This window comes from Actinoplanes derwentensis, from assembly GCF_900104725.1.
In the GTDB taxonomy this organism is placed as follows: Bacteria; Actinomycetota; Actinomycetes; order Mycobacteriales; family Micromonosporaceae; genus Actinoplanes; species Actinoplanes derwentensis.
On the sequence record NZ_LT629758.1, the window covers coordinates 10,245,624 to 10,269,845 of the forward strand.

Genomic DNA, 24,222 nt, shown 5'->3' on the forward strand with positions numbered 1-24,222 from the left:
CGGGCATCTGTTTGTTGTCGAAGGGTTGCAGATGCTGCGGCAAGAACCTCGCACATTCGTCGGTCCGGCGAGTGGCCGAGCGAGCTGGCGGTCCCGCCGGTTCACCACGCTGACCTTGGCGTGGGTGCTCTCTCTGCTGATCCCCTTCGTCGCGGTGACACCCGCGTCGGCGGCCGACGTGGTCACGGTGAGCAACCCGGGCGGCCAGGTCGGCCCGACCGGCGTCTCGTATGCCAAGTCGATGACCGCGACCGGTGGCACGGCCCCGTATGCGTGGTCGGCGTTGTCGTTGCCGCCAGGTCTGGCCATCGATGCGGGTACTGGTCTGATCTCCGGCACCCCGACCGCGGCCGGTAGCTACACGACGAAGGTCACCGCGACCGACACCGCCGGTACGGCGGGGACGGTGTCGTTCTCCTTTGTGACCGGTGTGATCGTCACCTACCCGAACAGTCGGGGCAGCAAGACCGGCACCCCGATCACCCCGCTGTCCATCAAGGCCGCCGGTGGCACCGGCACCTACACATGGACCGCCACCGGTCTGCCCGCCGGTCTGGCCATCGACGCGGCGACCGGCACCGTCTCCGGCACTCCCACGGTTGACGGCACGTCCACGGTCAAGGCGACCGCGACCGACACCGCCGGCAAGGCCGGCTCCACCAGCTTCCCGTGGACTGTCGGGCCCGGCGCCACGGTGGCCGATCCCGGGACCGTGCACGCCACCACCGGTTTCGCCGTGTCCAAGCAGCTGACCGCCTCCGGCGGCGCCACCCCGTACACGTGGTCCGCGACCGGCCTGCCGGCTGGTCTGACCATCAAGTCCGCCACCGGTGTCATCTCCGGCATCGCGGCCACGGCCGTAACCGAGCAGGCGCAGGTCACCGTCACCGACGCCGCGAAGATCCCCACCACGATCACCATCGCGGTCACGGTCGCCGCCCCGGTCGTGGTGACCGACCCGGGCACCCGCAACGACGTGACCGGAACCCCGATCTCGGTGTCGCTGGCCGCCACCGGCGGCGTCGCCCCGCACACCTGGTCGGCGACCGGCCTGCCCGCCGGCCTGACCCTCGACCCCGCCACCGGCGTCGTCGCCGGCACCCCCGCCGCCGCCGCGACCTCGACGGTGACCGTCACCGCCACCGACGCCGGACAGCGCACCCACACCGTCTCGTTCACCTGGACCATCAGCGGCCCGATCACCGTGCCCAGCCCGGGCGGGCAGGTCGGCCCGACCGGCGTCGCCTACACGAAGACCCTGACCGCCACCGGGGGCACGGCCCCGTACCGGTGGACCGCGACCGGACTGCCGGCCGGCCTGTCGATCGACGCGGCCAGCGGCGTGATCTCCGGAACCCCGACCGCCGCGGGCACCCAGACCGTGAAGGTCACCGTCACCGACACCGACGGGATCACCGGCACTGTCTCGTTCTCCTTCGCGACCGGCGTCATCGTCACCTACCCCAACAGCCGCGGCAACGCCACCGGCACCCCGATCACCCCACTGACGATCAAGGCCGCCGGCGGCACCGGCACCTACACCTGGACCGCCACCGGCCTCCCCTCGGGCCTGACCATCGACGCGGCCACCGGCACCATCTCCGGCACCCCACCGCCGATGGCACCTACACGGCCAAGGCCACCGCGACCGACACCACCGGCACGGCGGGCTCCACCAGCTTCCCCTGGACCATCGCCGCCGCCCCCGACCTGCCCAACCCCGGCACGGTGCACGCCACCACCGGCACCGCGATGTCCCAGCAGATCACCGCCACCGGCGGCAAAGCCCCCTACACGTGGACGGCCACCGGCCTACCCGCCGGCCTGACCATCAAATCCGGCACCGGTCTCATCTCCGGTACCGCCACCAGCGCGGGCACTGCGTCGGTGACGGTCACCGTCACCGACGCCCTGAAGATCACCAACACGGTGACCTTTGCCCTCACCGTCGGCACCCCCGTTTCCGTCGTGAACCCGGGTACGCGTACCAGCACCGCCGGCACCGCTATCCCCGGTCTGTCGTTGACCGCCGACGGCGGCACCGCCCCGTACACGTGGACCGTCACCGGCCTGCCCACCGGCCTGACCGTCACGGCGTCCGGTGTCATCTCCGGCACCCCGGCCGCCGCAACCACAGCGACCGTCACCGCCACCGTCGTCGACGCCGCCAGCCGCACCGCCGCCACGACGTTCACCTGGAACATCGCCGGAGCTGTGACCGCCACCGACCCCGGCGCACAGGCCGGCACCGTCGGCATCGACACCACCCTGCCGCTCGCCGCTGTCGGTGGTTCCGGTGACCTGCGGTGGGCCGCGACCGGCCTGCCCACCGGGCTGAACCTCGACCCCGCCACCGGCGTGGTCTCCGGCACGCCCACCACCATCGGGTCCTGGACCGCCACCGTGACGGTCACCGACGCCAACGGCGGCACCAGCAAAATCGCGATCGTCTGGACCGTGGCGACCGCCGTCGCGGCAATCACCCCCAGTACCCAGACTTCTGTCGCCGGCACCGAGGTGACTCTCACCCTGTCTGCGGGCGGCGGCACCGCTCCCTACGCCTGGACCGCCACCGGCCTGCCCGACGGTCTGAGCCTCGGCCCGGGCACCGGCATCGTGACCGGAACACCGACCGACGCTTCCGCCGGATCCGCCGTCACCGTCATCGTCACCGATACCGCCGGGCGTACCGACCAGACGTCGTTCACCTGGATCGTCGAGCTGACCGCCCCGATCGCGCTGACCGCCGCCCCCGACGGCGTGCAGACCGTCCAGCTAAGCTGGGCCGCGGTCGACGGCGCCACCGGCTACCGCATCTACCGCGACGGCACCCGCCTGACCGACACCGGCGCGGTCACCACCCTGCGCGACTCCCAGCTCGACGGCGCGACCACCTACCAGTACCGGATCGCCGCGCTCAGCAGCGAAGGCCTGGAAACCGCCACCAGCCCCGCCACCACGGTCACCACCCTCACCACGCCAGCCGCCGGTGAGAACTACACCACCTGCTTCACCAGCGAGCCCCGCGGCTGCACCTACACCGTCAGCGGACCCGCCGACCCGATGCACCCGGACGCCGGCCGTGAACTGACCGACGGCATCCACGGCACCCTGGACGCCGGACCGGCGTGGCAAGGCCGCCGCCCGAACAACCAGTACACGATCACCGTCGACCTCGGCGCCAGCCGGTCCCTCACCGAGATCAACAGCAGCTGGCTGCAGAAGCAGAGCCAGGACGTCGCCCTCCCCCTGACCGTCGCCTACGCCTTCTCCAACGACGGCCAGAATTTCACCGACCTCGCCCTGATCACCCGCCCCTACGCCACCGACGCCGACCAGATCAAGACCTACCGCGCCATCGGCCTGGCCGAAACCGCCCGCTACGTCCGCGTCACCGTCAACGGCAGCAGCGGCTGGAGCCTGCTCGACGAGATCGAACTCCGCGGCGTCATCACCGGCATCCAGCCCCCACTGACCCTGACCACCCCCGCCCCGGCCCCGGCCGCCGACCAGGGCCAGCAGATCGCCGCCCTGCAGGTCACCGTGACGGAGTCCGCCGGACCGCTCACCTGGACCGCCGACGGCCTGCCCCCAGGCCTGTCGATCGGCCGAACCACTGGCGTCATCACCGGCACCGTCCGCACACCCGGCACGTACACCGCCACCGTCACCGCCACCAGCGTCAGCGGCCGCACCGGCCGTACGTCCTTCCCCTGGGTGATCTATGCCGGTCCTGCAACCGGGCCGGTCATGGATTCGGGGAAGGTCACCGGGTTCGATCCGGCGGTGAGCAGTGCTGGTGTGGCCGTGTTGAACGGCTTTGCCTACACCGTCGTCGGTAGCAAGGTCGTCAAGTACGACCTTGCCGCGGGAGCCGCAGCGACTGCCCTGCCGGTCGCCGGCGGTGATGTCTACAGCTGCGCCGATGCCGGTAATGGTGGTCAGGCCCGCTTCCACACCGGAGCCCGGGTCATCGGCACCGACGGATCACTGATCTACATCGCCGACACATCCTGCGGTCTGAAGGCGGTCACCCCCAGCACCGGTGCCTCCCGCACCATCTCGGCCCGGTTCACGACCGAGTCGACCATCGCCGGCCGTTACCTGTACACCCTCGACACCTACAAGCAGATCTGGCGCTACGACCTGCAATCCGGCCAGACCACCCGCCTGTTCGAGAGCCTCTCCCTCAGCGGCGCCATCGCCGCCGACAACGACGCCCTGTGGGTCTTCAACAACAGCGACGTCAAGCTCTACCGCCTCGCCTTCAACGGCGCCGAGACCAAGACGTTCCCGCTGCCCAACGGCAGTGTGACCGCTACCCGCCCTGCCGGCGATCACATCTACTACACCGACAGCCGCAACCTGCTCAGCCGTATCAGCAAGATCGACGGCGGTCTGCAGGTCGTCGCCGGCGACGGCGCCCACGGCGACGACCTGCTCTACGGCACCACCGGCATCGCCACCGACGGCACCAACCTCTACACCGCCGGCAACCAAGGACTCGCCAAACTCACCACAACGCCGCGCGTTTTTGCCCCACCGGCCTCTGGTCCGGTCATGGATTCGGGGAAGGTCACCGGGTTCGATCCGGCGGTGAGCAGTGCTGGTGTGGCCGTGTTGAACGGCTTTGCCTACACCGTCGTCGGTAGCAAGGTCGTCAAGTACGACCTTGCCGCGGGAGCCGCAGCGACTGCCCTGCCGGTCGCCGGCGGTGATGTCTACAGCTGCGCCGATGCCGGTAATGGTGGTCAGGCCCGCTTCCACACCGGAGCCCGGGTCATCGGCACCGACGGATCACTGATCTACATCGCCGACACATCCTGCGGTCTGAAGGCGGTCACCCCCAGCACCGGTGCCTCCCGCACCATCTCGGCCCGGTTCACGACCGAGTCGACCATCGCCGGCCGTTACCTGTACACCCTCGACACCTACAAGCAGATCTGGCGCTACGACCTGCAATCCGGCCAGACCACCCGCCTGTTCGAGAGCCTCTCCCTCAGCGGCGCCATCGCCGCCGACAACGACGCCCTGTGGGTCTTCAACAACAGCGACGTCAAGCTCTACCGCCTCGCCTTCAACGGCGCCGAGACCAAGACGTTCCCGCTGCCCAACGGCAGTGTGACCGCTACCCGCCCTGCCGGCGATCACATCTACTACACCGACAGCCGCAACCTGCTCAGCCGTATCAGCAAGATCGACGGCGGCCTGCAGGTCGTCGCCGGCGACGGCGCCCACGGCGACGACCTGCTCTACGGCACCACCGGCATCGCCACCGACGGCACCAACCTCTACACCGCCGGCAACCAAGGACTCGCCAAACTCACCACCATCCCCCGCAGGTTCGAGGAGCCTGCCGCGAGCGCTCCCGTGGAATTCGGTGATGTCCGTCCTGTCGGTCCGGCGGTGAGCAGTGCTGGTGTGGCCGTGTTGAACGGCTTTGCCTACACCGTCGTCGGTAGCAAGGTCGTCAAGTACGACCTTGCCGCGGGAGCCGCAGCGACTGCCCTGCCGGTCGCCGGCGGTGATGTCTACAGCTGCGCCGATGCCGGTAATGGTGGTCAGGCCCGCTTCCACACCGGAGCCCGGGTCATCGGCACCGACGGATCACTGATCTACATCGCCGACACATCCTGCGGTCTGAAGGCGGTCACCCCCAGCACCGGTGCCTCCCGCACCATCTCGGCCCGGTTCACGACCGAGTCGACCATCGCCGGCCGTTACCTGTACACCCTCGACACCTACAAGCAGATCTGGCGCTACGACCTGCAATCCGGCCAGACCACCCGCCTGTTCGAGAGCCTCTCCCTCAGCGGCGCCATCGCCGCCGACAACGACGCCCTGTGGGTCTTCAACAACAGCGACGTCAAGCTCTACCGCCTCGCCTTCAACGGCGCCGAGACCAAGACGTTCCCGCTGCCCAACGGCAGTGTGACCGCTACCCGCCCTGCCGGCGATCACATCTACTACACCGACAGCCGCAACCTGCTCAGCCGTATCAGCAAGATCGACGGCAGTCTACGGATGGTGGCCGGCGACGGTGCTCGTACCGGCAAGCTGCTGTTCAACACCTCCGGTATCACCAACGACGGCACCTTCACCTACCTCGCAGGCGATCGAGGCATATCCAGGGTAACGAATACTGTTCCTGTCCCCGCCTCACCCGCAGCCGGCCCGGTCCTGGAATCTGGCAAGGTCACTCAGTACGGCCCGGACAACTACGCCGCGGGCGTGACAATTATCGACGGCTACGCATACGTCGGCATGGGCTACAAACTCGTGAAGTACAACCTCAAAGATGGCGCGGATACCGACCCCGAGCTTGTCGCAGGTGGCGACAGTTATGGCTGCGTCGACGCGGAAAATCACGGCCAGGTCCGCTTCAATCAGGCACACGTCATCGGCAAACGCAAGGGTCAAATCTACGTCACCGACCCCGCCTGCGGTCTACGGTCGGTCAACCCAGAAGACGGCGCCACCCGCAAGGTCGCAGACCCGGTCAGCAGGAACAGCGTCATTGTCAACAACAACCTGTACAGCACTGACGCCTCCGGCAGGGTCTGGCAGTACAACCTAGACAGCGGAGCCAAACCCACCCGCATACTCGAAGACATTACCCTCAGTGGCCCCCTGGCTGCCGACAACAACTTCCTGTGGGGATTCAACAGCAGCGGCAAGTTCTACGGCCTTTCGCTTGACGGCATTAGGGCCGCAGACAGGGAGTTCGCGATGCCCGCAAATGCGGTCTTCGCGGCGCTTTCCATCGGCAACTTCGTCTACTTTGTAGACGGGCGGCAAATGCTCAGCCGCATCAGCAAGCTCGACGGCAGTCTCCAGATTGTCGCCGGCGACGGCCGTTTTGACGACGACCTGCTATACCTCACCATGGGCATCGCTGCCGACGGGCCCAACATCTACACCGCTGGTGATCGCGGCATGTATGTAATCTCGAGTGCGGAACGGTGGTTCGCGCCGCCAATCGGCGACTCCGAAGGCCCTGAACTGGGCGCCGGGACCGCCCAAAGCTCAGTCACGCATAGCCTCACCGGTGACCGGTCAGGAATTGCTGTCTCCCTAGGCCGCGGTCAATTTGTCTATACCGCGTCGGGTCCGACGGTCTCCATGACCGCAATTAATTCGGGCGATACAATCTCCTTGACTGAAGGCGGCAGGACTGGCTGCACCGACGGAGGGAAAGAGGAAGCCACCTTCTCCAACGCCTCTATCGTCGGAACCGATGGACCGCTGGTCTACGTCTTCGACTCTGTGTGTGGTCTACGTGCTGTCAACCCGAAAACTGGCAACACACGCACCTTGCGGGTAATCGCAAACGAACGATCCTCGATCGCCGACGAGTACCTCTACACCCTCGACTCGACCACCCTTTACCAGTACGGTCTCAAGAGCGGTGTCACCAGAGTCGTTCAACGTAATATTCCTGCCGGTTCGCTCATGGCAACCGACGGATCGATTGTCTGGCTCCTTAACGGCGAGAAACTCACCAGGATCACGGTCAAAGATTCCGGAGGGCGGCTAGTAGGCCAGGATCTCGGCTCCCCGCTGGACAGCAAGGACGGTCTGCCTTACCCCGCCATCGGGACACACGCGACCGTCAATGGCGGCTTCATCTACTACCTATCGAGCGCGGTTAACCCGGCACAGGCACCCACAACCGGCGTTGTTCCGGCCCTTCGAGTCACCCGGACCGACAAGTACGGCAACACCAGCCTGCTTGGCAACGCCTGGCCAGGAGTCATGAGGGGAATCACGGTAACCCGCAATGACGTCTATGCCCTGAGCACCGCCAACGGCCTTACCGGTGTCGAACGCATCCATGAGCCAGGCCTCGAGACTCCCGGCTTCGACGTGGACCTGACCCTCTACATCGAAGAAGGCACTAGATTCGTGCCGAAAGGCGATGAAGGCTTCGCCTACTACCTTCCTGGAGCCGGATCTCCGCTGGTGTGGGACCCCGACACGGGAGTGATGGACCTATTCGCGGGCCGCTGCGTCGAAGGCTGTCAGGGAATTACGTTCCTGGCTAAACAGTTGGCCGCGCAGCGATACGACTCACCAACTTCATTTCTCTGCTACTTCGACGGTGCGCAAGAATGTAATACTGCCGAAGAGTGGGAAAGGGCAATTGTCTATTACTACGTAGACAAGCAGGGGTTTTATGATCACGACGGAAACCTCCTTCCTGAGAAGCGAATCGAAATCATGCAGCAAGAGTGCGGCACGGTAGAGGACGTGCCAGCCGAATGCTCCGATCGAAGTTTCCTTGAAAAACTGAGCGACAATAAGGAGACCATCGCAGAGGTAGTCGAAACAATCCTCGACCTTCTCGAGGCCGGCAACCGCCCAGACAATGAATGTACTGACAGCTTCCGGGCCGATACTCGAGTTCTCATGGCCGATGGCAGCACGGCTGCGATCCGCGACATCAGAACAGGGCAGCAGGTGATGGCTGGTGACCCTGTCGGAAACGCCATCGCTGGCCAAATAGTTACCGAGGTTCATATTAACACCGACACCGAGCTGACCGACCTAACCCTGGCTGATGGCTCAGTTGTCCATACCACAGCACACCATCCTTTCTGGGTTCCTGAGCGCCAGGAGTGGATCGACGCGCAAGACCTTAGCGCCGGCATTAGTCTCAGTAGTGCCGACGGCGGCACTGTCAGCGTGAGTTCGATAGAAAAGTTCACTGGCAGTATGACCATGTATAACCTGACCGTCGACCGCCTGCACACGTACTATGTGCTGGCAGGGAACTCGTCAGTACTCGTACACAACGGCAACTGCCTTGGTTCAAAGTGGGGGGTCCCAAACAGGCCGGGCGTTTACACAATTAAAATGAAGGACGGAACCGTCTATATTGGATCTGCACGAAAGAGTATGCGCGAACGTGTTAACGCCGCTGGCGATGAAGCAGCGCCGGGACGCAAAAAGCATGCACTCGAGAACGCACGATATAAGCATGACGACGTTGAAAGCGTGACATGGGAAGAGATGCCACCAACTTTCGGAAGCTTCATAAGTCGTGACGCTGCCACTCTCCGCGAGCAAGCGAGAATCGATGAAAAATTGGCTGAGGGTGTAGTGAACTGATCTCAGCAAGGAATTGAAGCCGATTCGGGATGACACGGGTGAATAGGTAGTTTCGGACGGTCCTCGAAAAAGACGTGGAGCCATCGATAGACAGGTCTTGCGACAGATCCACGTCTTCGAGAGGGCTCCACGTGCTGGCTTATCGTGCCATGGTCGACGTCCCGAGGGAACTGGTGCAGTACGTGGCGCGGTTGCTCCATGCCGAGCGCCGCGCCCGTGGCACGCGGAAGAAGACACGTGCGCTGACCTGCTTCTACCAGGCGTTACTCGTACTCGTCTGGTTCCGTAAGCAGGAAGACCTGACACTGCTGGGCGCCGGTTTCGGGGTCTCCCGGGCGACCGCGTACCGCTACCGCGACGAGGGCATCGCGGTGCTCGCCGCCCAGGCACAGGACCTGCACACCGCTCTGAAGCGGGTCGCCGCCGACGGCTGGTCGTACGTCATCCTCGACGGCAAACTGTTCGACTGCGACCGGCTGACCGAGACCACCCTGTCGGTCAAGGGAAAGACGATCGACGCCTGGTTCTCCGGAAAGCACCGCGACTTCGGCGCGAACATTCAGGCGATCATGCGCCCGGACGGACTGCCGATCTGGACATCGGCGGCGATGCCGGGGCATCTGCACGACACCAGCTGCGCCCGCGACCTCGGCGTCACCGCCGCCCTGAACTGGTCCGCCGCCGAACTCGACCTGCCGGCCTTGGCCGACTCCGGCTACGAAAGCACTGGTCAGGGCATCAAAACCCCAATCAAGCAACCGGCCGACGGTAAACCCCTCGCCGTCGACAACCGCGCCTACAACCGGCTCCTACGCGGTCTGCGCTGGCAGGGCGAACGCGGCTTCGCGATCCTCGTCGGACGCTGGAAAGCCCTGCGCCGCACCACGATAAGCCCACGCCGCACCGGCGATGTCGTCGCCGCCGCGCTGCACCTGACCCATTTCGAATACAAATACCTAACCGGATCTTGCTGAGATCAGTTCAGTTATGGTGAATCGTGTATACCCTGTAGTGACGGTCGGTCTTCGGGAATCGCGCCACCAGCCAGGATCGCCATGGATGGAGAGTATAAAGCCTCTACTGCCTTACAAGAATTGGTAAAAATATGCATTTCCTCAGGTAGTTTCAGAAGCGTTTCGGGAAAGGATCAAATATAATTATGGGCGCATGGGGTCAAGCGGCTTTTCAGAACGACCTAGCCTTGGATATACTAGAGGAGATCAGTGAACTAGATTCCGCCGCAAAGGCCGAAAAGATCCGTGAGGTCTTAACGGAGGGACTTGAATCCGCGCCCGACAACGCACCACTGGCGCACGAAGTGATCGCCGCGGCGACACTACTCGCAATCGTGCTGCCAGGCGGCTTGGCGCTGGTCATAGAACTCCCAGACGCTGATGAACGCCTGTCAGCCAGCATTGACCCAGACGATCAACAATATGCTAACGACGAATGGTTCCCGGCTTTATTGCGGTCGCCAGGAGTGGACCTTATTGAACTAGCGCTTAGGTCCGTTAATCATGTGACCGCGGTGGATAGCGATTGGCGCAGTGTGTGGGGCGACAGGGACCGTGAACTAGCATTGGAGGAGGTGGGCAAAGTTATTGCCGTACTCGAGCGTGCTGTTCGTTAGCACGCCAGCACGAGATTATTTCTGACCTGACCTCAATCCGTCAGAGGGTTTTGATCCCTGCCTGAACGTTTCGGCTTGACCGTTTTGTCCGCTGGTTTCGGGCGGTGCATCACCACGTGTCGCTGTGGACGCGCGAGGTCTCCGGTCCTCGGGAAGCGGCCTTTCTGCTGGTAGGTGCTGGGATTTGCGGGTCAGGTGGCTGCTGGTAGCTGGGTCAGGCGTTGCCAGCAGAGGGTGAACGCATCAGCCCACGGCCAGGTGCTGGAGATGGACAGGACTCGGCGGCGGGCGTGGGTGGCCAGTTTCGCGGGTAGGTGCAGCAGCCGGTAGCGCAGCGTGTCGGGTTCGGCGTGGGCGAGGTCCGGTCGGTCGTGCAAGCCGAGCAATCTCGTCCAGGCGGTCAGGTCCGCGGCGATGTTGCAGGCCAGTACCCAGCCGCGGTTGACGGTCCAGGCTTTGCTGGGCAGGTTGCGCAGGCCCATCGCCTTTCCCGCGCGGACTTGATCTTCCACCCCGGCGTGAGCCCTGTGGAGCGCATCGATCCATTGCGGCTGGTGAGAGCCGGGCACCCCGGCGATGCGGGCGATGTTCGTGGCCACGATCTGGTACCGCCAGCCGGTGCGTTTCTCCAGGTCGGTGAGCTTCTTGGCGTGCCGGGCCGAAGGCTTCGTGCGCCGCACGGTCAGCCGAAGCCGGCCGCTCCATGCGTGCAGGCGCTGGTTGAGGCCGGTCAGTTCGGCGACGTGCGCGTCACTGGTGGCGGTGCCGTCCTGGTTGAGGCTGTCGCCCCACGCGCCGGCGGGCAACCGGTCGATCGCAGCCTCGTCGGCGTCGGTGATCGTCCAGCCGACGGTGAACTTCACACTGCGCCATGCCCGGTTCATCGCCTCGATGTGCTCGAGCAACTCGTGGGTGGCGCCGGCCCCGTCGATACGGATGAGAATCTTGCGCCGGTAGGCGACGGGCAACTGATCGATCGCGTCGCCGAGAACCCGAATGTGATCAGCGACGGTATTCGTCCCGGCGTTACCGGATCGCAGCAGCATGGCCAGACACTCCGCCGTGTTCGAGCACCACGCGCCGAGCGGATGGAACCCGTAACCCTTCTTGTTCTCTGAGCTATTGATTTGTGGTGTTTTGGGTGGCGCGTCCGGCGATGTTGGAGTAGCTGGGCATGCCGAGGTTGACGGTGTCGCGTTGGGCGGCGAGCTGGTCGAGCTGGTCGAGTTTCTGGCGGGCTCCGGCGAGGCTGATCTGGAGTCCGTCGACTTCGCCGAGCCAGCCTTCGTGTCGGGCTTCGGTGATGCGGGCGTGTAGGTTGTCGCGGATCTCTTCGATGCGGTGGCGGCTGGCGGGGTCGGGGGCTCCGTTGCGTTGTTGGATCGGGAGACGCGTTCAGCCCGGCCAGGTGGCGTGGTCAGATCGCCGTGGTGAGTTCAGCGAACGCGACGGTGACTCGTAGTCGAGGGTGTTCGTCGGCGGCGAGTTCGTAGTGTCCTCGGTGTAGGTTCTGGACGAAGGCGTGTCCGGCGATGATGGTCTGGGCGGTACGGTCGGTGCGTAATCCGCGCATCGATCGGAGTCGGTGTTTGAGCCGGCTGTGATCGGCCTCGACGGGATTGTTCGCGTACTGCTCGACGTGATGCCAGGCGGCCGGGATCAGGTCGGCGAGCACGGCGGGGTAGACCGCTGCGGCGTCGGTTACCACCTCGACAGGCACCGTTTTGAGGGTGGCGAGGGCGCGGGTGAAGAACCTTCGGGCCGCCGCACCGTCCCGGCGGGCGGACACCAGCACGTCGATGACCTGGCCGTGCTGGTCGATCGCCCGGTACACGTACCGCCAGACACCGTTGACCTTGACGTAGGTCTCGTCGACGAACCAGCGGTCACCCGGCGAACGCCGAGCGAAGCGGGCAGCGTCTGCCAGCAGTGGGGTGAACCGCTGTACCCACCGGTACACGGTGACGTGATCCACCTTCACGCCGCGTTCGGCGAGTAGTTCCTCGACGTCGCGGTAGGACAGGTTGAAGCGCAGGTACCAGCGCACCGCCATCACGATCACCTCCGGTGGAAACCGGAAGCCGGCGAACGCCGAAGACGGAGCAAACCACGAACGCGACCGGGATGACGACCTCACCGATCAACTGTGCCGGAGCACGCGGCCAACCCGACACCACAGCACCCGATCGCTCAACGCAACAGCGCCGTTCCGCAGCCGTAAACTCGTCCAGGCGCTGAACCGGCACCACATGATCGGATCGATGGGCCGAGTCGGTGCCGCCGGCGACAACGCCGCCATGGATTCCTTCTTCGGCCTGCTGCAGAACAACGTCCTCGACCGCCGGAACTGGTCGAGCCGGCAGCAGTTGAGGACGGCAATCGTCACCTGGATCGAACGGACCTACCACCGCCGCCGACGCCAACGATCACTGTCCCGGTTGACGCCTGTCGAGTACGAAACCATCATGATTCCACCGGCCAGTCAGGCCGCGTGACTTGAACTGTCACCTATGCGTGCAGCAGACCCCATTTTCCACGGTTGAAGGTCCCGACGGAGCGAACCTGCGCGCGGCGGGGTCGAGCACCTTCTACAGGCCCTACCATGGGTGAGGCTAACGTGAGGTGCTGGAAGGGGTCGACCACTGGTGAGCCGCGTCAGCAAGGCTACCAAGCTGCGGATTGCAGATGTGGTGGTCAAGACGGTCGGTGCCCTCATCCCTGGTCCTGTTGGCACACTTGCAGGTGAGCTGGCCAGTTGGTCCGTGGGGGCGCAGTTCGCGCTCGCCCCGGAAAGGGAGCTGACGATCCAAATCGGCGAGGCCGCCGACACTGTCAGTAAGAGGGCTCTCCGCCATCTTGAGACGACCTTTCCCGGCGATGCGGAGGCCGCTGCCGCGATGGTCGCTCTCACGATGGAGTCGGTCAACATCCAGCTCGACAACCTGGTGGACGTTGGCCTGTCGGCTCGTCGGCTCAATGATCTTTACCTGACCGGTGCGCCGCCGGGTTGGGAGGACGAGCTTGGGGACGCTGGTGGCGCCTACCGCATGCTGCTGGCCGAGGTCTGCTACCGCATGGAGGCCCTGTTCCTGGGGAACAGCTATGTACACGGCCGAATTCTCCGAGAGCTGCTGGAGCGTCGCCGGACTGAGGATGTTGGACTCTTCCGACGCAAGACCGAGTGGGATGACGACGAATTCACGTGGAACTACCGCTTCGAGGCGCGCGAGCTGATGCCGCGGCTCGCGACGACCACGCCGAGCGGCACCCGGATCGAGATTCCTCTAGACGCAGTGTTCCAAGAGCCGCGCGGAGAACTCGACGGCACGAGAGGCCGAATCTTCGAGCTGTTCGACGCAGGTCGCGGCTGGATTGTCCGTGGGCCGGCTGGCGCTGGCAAATCCTTCCTGCTCCGATGTTTGGCGCTCAAGACTATGGTTGGCGGCTTGCCGACCGCGCTCGCCGACTGGCACGGTAGGGTCCCGCTCTACCTTGACCTGACCGACGGCCTCGAGCCGGTGCCGGCCGAGGCACTAGCCCGATTCGATGGGCGTTTGGCGAGTCGTGCTCCTAAGGGCTGGGAGGAGCGCCTGATCCAGAGCGGCAAGGCGTTGCTACTGCTCGACAATATTGACGGGCATCCAGGCCTGAACAAATTGACTCGGCTGATTTCCGACGGACTAGCGGCCGGTTGCGTCGTCATAGTTAACGCCCGGTCGGCCGTACCAGCTGCGTGGACGGCAGAACTGGGACTGCGGGAGATTCGTCTGATGGAGATGTCTCCGTTGGAGATCGATAGGTTTTTGATCCGCTGGCACGAGGCGGTGGCCGAGGAGTGCAGCACCGAGGAAGAGCGCCATGCGGTCCGTGCGGCGCGCGACGAGCTTCTGATGGCCGTCGGTCGATGTATCGACATCCGTCGCTTGTGCGCCAGCCCGATTTTGCTTACCCAGTTCTGCCGCGAGTTCCTAGCTGGAGCACTCACCCTCCCGGCCGATCGGGCGGATTTGGTCGAGCGCGTTCTTCAAGGCACAAGCGGAAAGGATTTACTGGATACGGGTGCACCCGTCCCAGACGATGACTGGGACGACCTGCTTGAGCTGGCGCACTGTTCGGTCCAAAATGATTTGGAATTCACCACAACTCAGGCCGCCACATGGCTGGGTGTTCCAACGGACCGCATCGGCGAACTGACCCACCGGCACCGGTTACTTCGAGCGGAAAACCCTGACCGGCTCGCATTTGCCCAGGACGGTGTCCGCGCCGCGCTAGCGGCCCGGTTTCGTGCGCAGCGTCAGTTTATCGGCGATCTCGCCGCCGCGGCCACCGTCCGTGACAAGCGGGAGGCCGTGGTGGCTGCAGCAGCATGTCTGCCTCGATCTGCGGCGAGCGAGCTTCTGCGCCGGCTGGTGGCCGCCGGTCACCCTGGTGTAGCGCGCGCCGCGCTGCACGTGATGAGACAGGTCGAAACGGACGCCCGAGAGGCGACTTTGGCGGGTACGGCCGAGTTGATCCCGCCGAGTACCCCGGAACAGGTCGCACGCGTCGTGAAGGTCGGGATTTGCCTTCTGGACCTGCTCACCCAACAGGAGCCAGTCGACCCGCATACGGCCACCGCCGTACTCGAACTAGCCGGGCCGGGAGACATTGCAGCGGTAGCGACGGTTGCAGCCAGGGCCGAGGTGGCGACACAGCGAATGATGCTCGAGGCATGGGATGATCACGGGCAGCAGGCGGCTTTGAACGAGATGATTCGGTATAGGGAGGGGCGCAGCTAATGGAAATCCAGCCCTTCTTAACACTCGGCTCCGAAGTTATCGAGGTTCTCACCAGCTATTGGTTGCGGCGGCAGAAGCGGCCTGATGAACCGCTCGCAGACTTCTTGGCAGCTCATTTGCCCGATCCTCTGGACCGCCGTCGCCTCAACCGGCGGCTCGAATCGCTCACCGAGATCGTTGCGGCCGGTCTCGCCGCAGACCCCGGCGACGACCAGCTTGACGTGGATTCCCGCTCGCAGGTCGTCGACGCGGTGCGTAGCACCCTCTATCACGCTTCTCTGTTGCCCAGCGATCTTGAGGAATCGGAGTATCAGCAGGGCCGGGTGTTGGCGCTCATTCACCGGCGGACCGATCTCAACCTCTTCCTCGACGAGCGGGAGCAGGCTGCCCACGACCTCCTTCTCGCCCGGACTGTCGCGGTACTGCTCACCGCTGCTGCCCTGATCCCCCCGTCAAGCCCATACGTCGTGGCCGAACTGCTGCGCGACGAGGACGAGATCGGCAACGCGCTACGAGCCCGGCTCGGCGAATTGCCGTCAGGCGGCGTCGACTCGTATCGCTTGGCCGTGGTGACTGATCTTGACCAGGCCGAGATCGTAGGATTCACGCTGCCCGCTGCGCTGCGCCGGTTCTCGCTGAGCCGTACGTACAGCCGGCCGCGCGTGGCGGTTCGAGGCGAGGACATGCCGGTGGAATGGGCGCTCGCTGACTTTCCTAGATTGTTCCTGACCGGCCCGGCCGGTTCGGGTAAGTCCGCCCTCCTGCAGTGGCTCGCCGTCGACAGCGCACGAAAGGCGCTCGACGGACTCCTTGAGTCCTACAACGGCCTGCTGCCGATCTATCTACCGGGCAGCCGTCTCGGCGAGCTTCCTACAGAGGAGCCACGCTCCGCCGTCGACTTCATTCTCCAGTACGCCAGGCCATCGCTCCGCCACAGCATGGCGCCCGAGGCGCTGGACCGTCGGTGCCTAGACGGCGGAGCGATCCTCTTGCTGGACGGTCTCGACGAGTTCGGACACAAGCAGCTTCCACGTATCCGGCATTGGGTGACCCAGCTAGCCGAGCGCTATCCGAAGTGCCGATTCGTGGTGGCAACTCGGCCCGGGGCAATTGATCCAGCCTTCTTCACTGACCTCGGCTTCACCACAGCGAACCTCAATCCGCTCGACGACAGGGGCATGTCCGACCTGGTTTCCCGCTGGTTCGCAGCAGTCGGCCCGGCAGTGCCGGAGCGGTCTGACCGTCGAACGCCGGTGCAGCTTAGCCAAGAAGTCGTCCGGCTCGTCCGGAGCAGCCCTCAGCTACGTGAGCTTTCCTCCAGCCCGCTTATGTGCACGCTTATCTGTGGCGTCTACCTCGACCGTGGCTCCGAGCCGTTGCAAGGATCCGAGATCTATGCCGCATTCGTCGAGATGATGATCGAGCGTCGCGACGTAGAGCGTGGCCTCGGACGAGATCGACTGCCCCGGTCGTTGGCTTCAATCTTCTTGGAGGAACTTGCAGGATTCATGCTCCGAAACGGACGAACCGAACTACCAATCGACGTCGTTCTGGAGCATTTGGAGAATACTCGGTCGACGCTCACCATGGATGCCCCGCAAGCAGAGAAGGTCCTCAACTCGTTACTGGTCGAGAGTGGCGTCCTCGTCGAGCCCGAGCGTGGCCGGGTCCGCTTCTTGCACCTGACGTTCCTGGAATACCTTGCGGCCCAGCACTTCCTGCACGACGGGGATCTCAACATGCTGATCGCGCGGGCGCATGAGCCTCTCTGGCGTGCGACCCTGGTCATGGCGGTGACACAGGCGCGGCACCGCGAGGGTGACCGGCTGGTCGCTGCTCTAGCCGAACGCATCGCGACGGACACCCTTCGGAGTGCCACGCTAGCGAGCGTGCTGGAGGAGTGCGTGCGCGGCGCCCGGCGGCTTAATCCCGGAGTGCGTGACCAGGTGAAAAGCGTCCGTACGCTCTTGGCCCAGCGAAACGACAAGAACGGATCACCCTGGCAGCTTTGGCTTAATACATCGGAAGGCGCCGTATCCGACAGCCTTGCGGCATGGTTGTTGGCCGAACCGTCCCTGCGCCGCGAAGGTGGCCTCGCCTTTGCGGAGGGCAACCCAAAGGTTGTAGGCCAAGCTATCCCGTCCGGTATGGCAATCTGCCTATTTCTGTTAGTTAGTAGCCCGATTGCCACCGGTGACCTAGTGGCCGCGATCGTTTCTTGGCGCGATACCCGCCCTGATGCCGGCCTCTTGGAACTTGCTCTGGTGGTCCCAGAATCGGCTCTGACGGTTCGCATTTCCCCATCCGTATGAGGGCGTCGGTCATTAGCCACGATCCTGCGGGTGCCGATAATGTCATCCGTGCTGGTCAGGCGGCATGTTCGTATTCGTGGATGAGTCCGCCGAGTCGGTCGTGTCGGCGGATGCGTAGATGGGCGAGGGTTACGGGTTCGGTGATCGGCTCGGGCAGCGACTGCAGTGGCTGGGCGTTGGTGATGCCGCGGTGCGGCCGGTGTTGATTATGGTGGTGCTTGTACTCGCGTAGGGCGTGGAGCAGATGCGTCTGGCTCCAGATCAGGGTGCGGTCGAGGAGTTCGTGGCGGCAGGACTGGATCCACCGTTCCATGATCGAGTTCATGCGGGGTATCCGGACCCCCAGGGCGGTTGCGTAGTCGGTGAAGGGGTCTGTGAGCTGGGGTTTTAGGTAGCTCTGCGAGAAGACCGGGTCCATGTAGGACGGGTGCGACCCGTTCATGATCATGGTGTTTGCGAAGACAACCGTGATCGAGAACTGGACGCACCCGCTGATGACATCATCACTGACCGAGATCGTGCTGCCGCAGCGACCCCCGGGTATGCCGTGCCCGACGGCGGTCACCGATGGTGATCGCCGGAGCCTGTTCGTCGCGTTGGCGGCGGTGGCGGATCCGCGGGATCCGCGGGGCCGCCGGTATCCCCTCGTCGCCATCCTGGCGGCGGCGGTGTGCGCGGTGATCGCCGGAGCGTGCACGTTCGCCGCGGTCTGCGACTGGGTGCGTTTCCAGGACCGCGCTGTCTGGGCACGGCTCGGATTCGATGACCGGGTACCCGTCGCGACGACGGTGTGGCGGCTGCTGATCCGGATCGACGCCGAAGCGTTGTCGCAGGTCCTGGCCCGCTGGCTGCGCAGCCGGGTGGCTCCGGTGCCGGCTGCCGGCCACTGGTGGCGCCGGGTCATCGCCGTCGACGGCAAGGTCGCCCGCGGTGCCCGGCTCGCTGACGGCAGGCAGGTCCACCTGCTCAGCGCGTACGACACCAGTACCGGCGTCGTGCTCGCCCAGGTCCAGATCGCGGTGAAGTCGAACGAAATCCCGGCGTTCACGCCGCTGCTGCAGCTGGTCAAGACCGTGCTGGGTTCGCTGGACGGCGTCCTGATCGTCGCGGACGCCCTGCACGCCCAGGTCGGGCACGCCGACCTGCTCGCCGCGGACAGCGCGCATCTGATGGTCACGATCAAAGCCAACCAGCCGACGCTTCACGACCAGGTCAAAGGCCTGCCCTGGAGCAGGGTTCCGATCGGAGCGCAGACCCGCGACACCGGTCACGGCCGTAAGGAGACCCGTACGGTCAAGGCGCTCACCGTCGCGACCCCGGGTGGGCTGGGCTTCGCCCACGCGCAGCAGGCCGTCCGGATCACCCGCACCCGCACGGTCAAGGGCAAGACCAGCCGCGAAACGGCGTACCTGACGAGCTCACTGCCCGCCGGCCAGGCCCGGCCCTCCGACCTGGGCGCATGGGCGCGGGCGGAATGGCAGATCGAGAATCGCCTGCATTACGTACGAGACGTCACGCTTCGTGAAGACGCGCATCAAGCCTGGACCGGCAACGGCCCAGCCGTATTCGCCACCCTCCGTAACACCTCAGTCGGGTACCACCGCGTCAACGGCGCCACCAACATCGCCGAAGCCACCCGAGAAGCCAACCACCGCCCCCACGACCTCATCACCGCCGTGACCACCGGAAAACCGACCGTGAACAGCGAAAAGGCCACTACGCAATAGCCCTGTCCGGACCCCGCTGAGTACGACGCCGATCCCTGCCTCGGTGAGGATGGTGTCGAACAGGGCCGGGTACTTTCCGTCTCGGTCACGGATCAGGTATTTCACCGGGCGTCCCGCGTCGTCGAGGTCCATGACGAGGTTCCGGGCGGTTTGGGTCACCCAGGCTGCGGTCGGATGCTCCGTGGCACCGAGGATCCGGACCCTGCGGGTGGTGTGTTCGATGACGGCCAGGACGTAGAGACGGGCGCCGGTCAGGGTGGTCTTCTCGCGAAGAAGTCGGCGGCGATGATTGCGTGGGCCTGGGACCGTAGGAACGCCGCCCAGGTGCTGCTGGTGCGTTCCGGTGCCGGCTCGACACCGGCATCCTTGAGAATCTCCCAGACGGTGGAAGCGGCGACCTTCACGCCCAGGACGAGTAGTTCGCCGTGAATCCTGCGGTAGCCCCACGTCGGGTTCTCGCGGGCCAGGCGCAGGACCAGCCGGCGAATCGACCGGACCGTTCGGGGACGCCCGACCCGGTGGGGCCGGGAACGGCGGGCATGCCGGCGGGCGATCAGATCCCGGTGCCAGCGCAGCACCGTGTCAGGGCTTACCAACAGCCGCAGATGACGCAGCACGGTTCGCGGTAACGGGCGCAGCAGGGCGGCCAGCCAGGCCCGGTCGGCCGGGGTGAACCGGACCCGATCGCCGTGGAGTTGCCGTTCGAGCACCGTGATCTGGTGCCGCAGCACCAGGATTTCGGCGTCCTTGTCGCGGTCGCTCATCGGCAGCAGCCGTAGCAGGGCGAGCGCGTTGGTCACGCTGAGGTAGGCCAGTCGCAGCAACACAACCAATCATCCTCGCGGAACACTCCGCAGAGAAACATCGTCGAGGTCCGGTCCGGTCCCCGAGACCAGCCCGGGGCCAGGCCACACGCTGGGGCGATCGAGATAGCGGTGACCAGGGCGGATGAGGTTCTCGGCACCCGCAGGGTCAGGTGCTTGCGCACTAAAACCCACCCGCTCGATTGTCCTGGAAGGAATAGGTTTGGGTACGCCGGAGTTACTGCTCGCCATGACGACTTTCGGAATCATCGGGGCTGGGCACATCGGGAGCCAGGTCGCTCGCGCGGTGATCGCACTGGGACACGACGTGGTGATCGCGAACTCGCGCGGACCAGAGACGCTCACCGCCCTGATCGACGACCTCGGCCCGTCCGCGCGGGCGGCGACGGCGCAGGAGGCCGCTGCCGCCGGTGATGTGGCGGTCGTCACCGTGCCCTTCGGTAAGTACAAGGACGTTCCCGTCGAGCCGCTGGCCGGGAAGATCGTGCTCGACACCAACAACTACTACTGGGAGCGCGACGGCCGCTTCGGGGAACTCGACCGCGGCGAGGCAACCACCTCGGGCCTGCTGCAACAGCACCTGCCCGATGCCAAGGTGGTCAAGGCGTTCAACCACATCACCGCCGTCGACATCACCACCACCGGCTCCCCGGCCGGTACGCACGGACGGCGCGCACTCGTGGTGGCCTCGGATCATCCCGACGCTGTCGACTTCGCCACCGACCTCTACGACCGGATCGGTTTCGACACGGTCGCCGTCAGCCCTCTGAGCGAGTCGTGGCGAGTCGAGCGCGACCGCCCGGCGTATGTCTCCCGGCAGGACAAGGCCGAGCTCGAAGCGAACCTGGCGAAGGCTCCACGCACGATCTGACCCACGAGGGTTCCGCCGCACGACCCGCCGGTGTGGTGCAGCGGAACCCTCACTCGCCGGGCTGGATGCACCGACCCGGTTGCTCCACAGCGAACCGGACCAGCTTCCGGAACGCGACGTCGTCGGCCACCAGGGCGGAGGGCGCGGGGGCCCGCGTGATGGAACAGCGCGAGGCTGGTCGCCACCTCGACGCTGGTGGGGTGACCGTCGTAGCCGATGCTGCGGTGGGTGCCGAGGCGCACCTGGCACAGGGAGCACCTGGTCCTCGCCGGCCATGATGTTTCCCTGTTCAAAGGCCATCCTCAGCGATGGTAGGGAGCACCGCCACGATGAAATCGGGCCGTTCGGGGCGGGTGGCGCGGCGCTGCTCCCAAAACCGACGATCGGATGGGGAGCACGCGGGGTTGAAATCAGCAGCGCCGAACAACGCCGAACGGTGTTCACCGGCGCCGGGTGACGGTGGCTGAGCAGGATAAGGCTGTGTTTTTGCTGGTCAGTGGCTTGATCGGACTACGTTCACACAGGAGGGCTCTATCGAACAGCGCTCAACAGCGCCGAAGAGCATGTCTACACAGCTCAACAGCGTCGTGCCGAGGGATCGATCTACTACGTCTGCTCCCGTGTATCTCGCCTCGTGGCCGGAGCGTTCTGTCGAGCGTTCGGGCGCCGGCTGACCTCTCCCCGGTTGCAGGAGCGGTCGGATGCTCTGTGGGACGCGGTCGTGACTGATGAGGCGTTGGGTGGCCTCTCCGGTGTACCTTCTCAGGAATCTCAGGTCCGGCCTGATCCCGAGCTCGCAGGTTGTCGATAGCATCTGCCGATGCCGGAGAAGTTGATCGACATTGTCCGCTGTGAAGGCGTGGACCATCTCAAGGCCTATTTCGCCCTCGGGGCTTACACCGGGCAGTGGTTCGAGACGTTCGCGGGTGGCGGCGACCGTACTGAGACTCGCGATCGAATAACGGTAGATGATCTCTACGCGGTTGAGGCGCTCAACGTCCAGGTCCCCTTCGCTGTCGGCAAGGAGCTGATCGAAGGGCAACTCGGCCGTGAGATCGGCACCCGCTTGCGGAAGATTTCCATCGATGTCGAACTGGGAGCGCTCAGCGGTGACGAGTTGATCGCCGACGGCGGGCACGCTGATCAGGCCTGGCGGCTACTCAACGACCGGAACGAGAAGACTGGCATCGGGTGGGTGATCGCCGGCAAGCTCCTGGCTCGTAAGCGACCGAAGCTCATTCCGGTCTACGACTCGATCGTCAGGTGCCAGTTTGGGGCGCCGAAGCAGGTGTGGCTGAAGCTGCACCACGCGCTCGCCGAGGACGACGGTGAGCTGCGGGCCGCACTTGCCGAAGTCCGTGCGACCGTCGGCGTGGATGACAAGGTGAGCATCTTGCGAACTCTCGATGTCGTCCTATGGAGGCGGCACGTCAGGGGGCACCACCGTGACAAGCCGGCAGCCTGCCCGCAGCGTGGTGCGGTGGAGCTCTAAACGATGCCGACGCCGATGCGCCTGGAGTGCCCAACTTCCTCGAATGGGCTGTAAACCATCACTCCCCGTTCGCGCTTGGCGCCCTCGGCCGCGCCTTGTCTGCGGCATGTCCGGATGTGGAGCAGCAACTCGGTTGCGGCGTTGCCGGTGACCGTGGCACGGTGCGGATCCTGACCCTTCTGTTCCGAGGCCCTGGTGACGATCTACTTTTACGGTGCCGACGAGGTTCCGTATGGCTGCTTCTCGAACTTCTCCGCGCACGGCTTCGACCTGGACGGCCGCTGGTGGCCGACGTCGGAGCACTACTTCCAGGCGCAGAAGTTCGCCGGTACCCGCCACGCCGACCTGATCCGCCGGGCGGCCACGCCGCTGCGCGCCGCGCAGTGGGGTCGCGATCGGTCCCGGCCGCTGCGCCGTGACTGGGACTGGGTCAAGGACGACGTGATGCGCCGGGCAGTTGCGGCCAAGTTCACCGCCCATGCCGACATCCGCGTGGTCCTGCTGGGTACCGGCGACGAGGAGATCGTCGAAGACACCGACACCGACCATTACTGGGGACGTGGCCGGTCCGGGGTCGGCAGGAACATGCTCGGCCGGATCCTAATGCGCACCCGTACCCGGCTTCACGCCGACCAGGCACACACCGGCGACAAGGGTCATGGCGGCATCCGCTCATCAGCACGACAGCACGACGGTTGATGCCGTGGTGAGCACGCAGCGTGATAGTCCGAGGCCCCACGGGATGGAATTCTCGGTCGACCAGCGCCGGCTGAGTGGGTGAAGATCCGGCCGTGTCCATCTCCTTCCGCAACGCTGATCACCGAGACGTCGAACGCACACTTCTCGCGGCCGGATGGACGCCCTGCGGCACCGGTGACTGGGCGATTGCGCTGCGGTCGCCGGACGGTGCGACTGCGGCGCGGATCAGCCCGTTCGACCCGACAGGCCCTTACACCGCGGCCCTGTACCGGCAGGCCGGGCACACCCGGCAGGTCCCCGAACTGTTCGCCCACGACCGGCTGGCCGGAGGCGGCGACCTTCAGATGATGGAATGGCTGCGGCCCGTCGCCGAGGACGAGGCCGTCGCCTTCCACCAGGCAATCGTCAGGCGAGCCCCGGAGGTCGCCGAGCTCGTTGACGTCGTACGCCGGGTCCACGAACAGGCCCGGCGAGAATTGCCCTGGTGCGGACCGCTGGACCACAACCCGGCCAACGTCATGCGCGCCGCGGACGGACGACTCGTCGTCGTCGACCTGTTCTACGCCGACGGCCCGAACCTGTATGCGACCGCGGCCACGGACCCCGATCTGGTCGTCGCGAAGATCCCCGAAGCCGAGCGACGGTTCATGACCGATATTCCCCTGGCCGCCTCCGGGCCGTGGGAGCCCGAAGCACGAGACGCGATGCGCGCCGCGCTCATGGCGGCCGAAGCCCGCAAACGCCACGGCACAACCTGATCGGCGCCTTCCGCATACGC

At 65.2% G+C, this 24,222-nt stretch carries 15 protein-coding genes and 1 pseudogene; 12 read left to right on the plus strand and 4 right to left on the minus strand.

Features of this window, described 5'->3' with window-relative positions; genetic code table 11:
• Window positions 1-124 precede the first annotated feature (124 nt).
• The 4 genes from BLU81_RS45775 to BLU81_RS45790 all read left to right on the plus strand — a co-directional run bounded on the left by BLU81_RS45775 (window position 125) and on the right by BLU81_RS45790 (window position 10,741).
• The gene (locus BLU81_RS45775) at window positions 125-1,828 is read left to right on the plus strand and encodes a putative Ig domain-containing protein (RefSeq protein ID WP_172890760.1); all 1,704 of its coding nucleotides are present in this window, start codon (window positions 125-127) and stop codon (window positions 1,826-1,828) included.
• Window positions 1,729-9,111, plus strand: a complete 7,383-nt coding sequence (locus BLU81_RS45780; protein ID WP_092555819.1) for a putative Ig domain-containing protein — start codon at window positions 1,729-1,731, stop codon at window positions 9,109-9,111. The genes BLU81_RS45775 and BLU81_RS45780 overlap by 100 nt, the downstream gene beginning before the upstream one ends.
• Window positions 9,112-9,242: 131 nt before the next feature.
• Window positions 9,243-10,085, plus strand: a complete 843-nt coding sequence (locus BLU81_RS45785) for a transposase family protein (RefSeq protein WP_172890509.1) — start codon at window positions 9,243-9,245, stop codon at window positions 10,083-10,085.
• Window positions 10,086-10,270: 185 nt separating this feature from the next.
• Window positions 10,271-10,741, plus strand: coding sequence for a DUF4259 domain-containing protein (locus BLU81_RS45790; protein WP_092555821.1), 471 nt, complete (start codon window positions 10,271-10,273; stop codon window positions 10,739-10,741).
• Window positions 10,742-10,932: 191 nt separating this feature from the next.
• On the opposite strand, the gene BLU81_RS45795 is transcribed toward BLU81_RS45790, so the two are convergent.
• Complete coding sequence (locus BLU81_RS45795; RefSeq protein WP_269461124.1) at window positions 10,933-11,868, minus strand: transposase; 936 nt, start codon at window positions 11,866-11,868, stop codon at window positions 10,933-10,935.
• A gap of 290 nt (window positions 11,869-12,158) precedes the next feature.
• Window positions 12,159-12,878 carry an IS6 family transposase gene (locus tag BLU81_RS45805; protein WP_092555823.1) on the minus strand — a complete coding sequence of 240 codons (720 nt, stop codon included), beginning with the start codon at window positions 12,876-12,878 and terminating at the stop codon, window positions 12,159-12,161.
• Between the two features lie 13 nt (window positions 12,879-12,891).
• Between BLU81_RS45805 and BLU81_RS45810 the strand changes: the two are divergent.
• The 3 genes and pseudogenes from BLU81_RS45810 to BLU81_RS45820 all read left to right on the plus strand — a co-directional run.
• Window positions 12,892-13,236 (plus strand): annotated as a pseudogene (locus BLU81_RS45810) (integrase core domain-containing protein); the annotation flags it as partial.
• Between the two features lie 150 nt (window positions 13,237-13,386).
• Window positions 13,387-15,519 carry an NACHT N-terminal Helical domain 1-containing protein gene (locus BLU81_RS45815; RefSeq protein ID WP_157752074.1) on the plus strand — a complete coding sequence of 711 codons (2,133 nt, stop codon included), beginning with the start codon at window positions 13,387-13,389 and terminating at the stop codon, window positions 15,517-15,519.
• Window positions 15,519-17,831: an NACHT domain-containing protein gene (locus tag BLU81_RS45820; RefSeq protein WP_092555827.1), complete on the plus strand. Its 2,313-nt coding sequence runs from the start codon at window positions 15,519-15,521 to the stop codon at window positions 17,829-17,831. Before BLU81_RS45815 ends, BLU81_RS45820 begins: the two co-directional genes overlap by 1 nt.
• Before the next feature lie 55 nt (window positions 17,832-17,886).
• Here the strand turns inward: BLU81_RS45820 and BLU81_RS45825 are convergent, their stop codons facing one another.
• On the minus strand, window positions 17,887-18,273 hold the full coding sequence (locus BLU81_RS45825; RefSeq protein WP_231953840.1) for a transposase: 387 nt from the start codon (window positions 18,271-18,273) through the stop codon (window positions 17,887-17,889).
• 52 nt (window positions 18,274-18,325) lie between these two features.
• On the opposite strand from BLU81_RS45825, the gene BLU81_RS45830 reads away from it, so the two are divergent.
• Window positions 18,326-19,558, plus strand: coding sequence for an ISAs1 family transposase (locus tag BLU81_RS45830; RefSeq protein ID WP_231953841.1), 1,233 nt, complete (start codon window positions 18,326-18,328; stop codon window positions 19,556-19,558).
• Window positions 19,559-19,809: 251 nt separating this feature from the next.
• Here BLU81_RS45830 and BLU81_RS50075 read toward each other — a convergent pair whose 3' ends face one another.
• A complete protein-coding gene (locus BLU81_RS50075) occupies window positions 19,810-20,385 on the minus strand; it encodes a hypothetical protein (RefSeq protein WP_231953842.1) in 576 nt (191 codons plus the stop codon).
• A 226-nt stretch (window positions 20,386-20,611) separates the two neighbouring features.
• Here BLU81_RS50075 and BLU81_RS45840 point away from each other — a divergent pair, with 226 nt between their 5' ends.
• The 4 genes from BLU81_RS45840 (at window position 20,612) to BLU81_RS45855 (ending at window position 24,202) form a co-directional block, all read left to right on the plus strand.
• A complete protein-coding gene (locus tag BLU81_RS45840) occupies window positions 20,612-21,253 on the plus strand; it encodes an NADPH-dependent F420 reductase (RefSeq protein ID WP_092555829.1) in 642 nt (213 codons plus the stop codon).
• An 820-nt stretch (window positions 21,254-22,073) separates the two neighbouring features.
• Complete coding sequence (locus BLU81_RS45845; RefSeq protein ID WP_092555831.1) at window positions 22,074-22,745, plus strand: DUF6308 family protein; 672 nt, start codon at window positions 22,074-22,076, stop codon at window positions 22,743-22,745.
• A gap of 195 nt (window positions 22,746-22,940) precedes the next feature.
• Window positions 22,941-23,444 carry an NADAR family protein gene (locus tag BLU81_RS45850; RefSeq protein ID WP_092555833.1) on the plus strand — a complete coding sequence of 168 codons (504 nt, stop codon included), beginning with the start codon at window positions 22,941-22,943 and terminating at the stop codon, window positions 23,442-23,444.
• A 92-nt stretch (window positions 23,445-23,536) separates the two neighbouring features.
• Window positions 23,537-24,202: a hypothetical protein gene (locus BLU81_RS45855; protein ID WP_157752075.1), complete on the plus strand. Its 666-nt coding sequence runs from the start codon at window positions 23,537-23,539 to the stop codon at window positions 24,200-24,202.
• Window positions 24,203-24,222 lie beyond the last annotated feature (20 nt).

Coding starts and splice junctions, on each gene's coding strand:
- BLU81_RS45790 (WP_092555821.1), top strand. CDS start 10,271: ATGGGCGCATGGGGTCAAGCGGCTTTTCAGAACGACCTAGCCTTGGAT.
- BLU81_RS45820 (WP_092555827.1), top strand. CDS start 15,519: ATGGAAATCCAGCCCTTCTTAACACTCGGCTCCGAAGTTATCGAGGTT.
- BLU81_RS45825 (WP_231953840.1), bottom strand. CDS start 18,273: ATGAACGGGTCGCACCCGTCCTACATGGACCCGGTCTTCTCGCAGAGC.
- BLU81_RS45830 (WP_231953841.1), top strand. CDS start 18,326: ATGACATCATCACTGACCGAGATCGTGCTGCCGCAGCGACCCCCGGGT.
- BLU81_RS45840 (WP_092555829.1), top strand. CDS start 20,612: ATGACGACTTTCGGAATCATCGGGGCTGGGCACATCGGGAGCCAGGTC.
- BLU81_RS45845 (WP_092555831.1), top strand. CDS start 22,074: ATGCCGGAGAAGTTGATCGACATTGTCCGCTGTGAAGGCGTGGACCAT.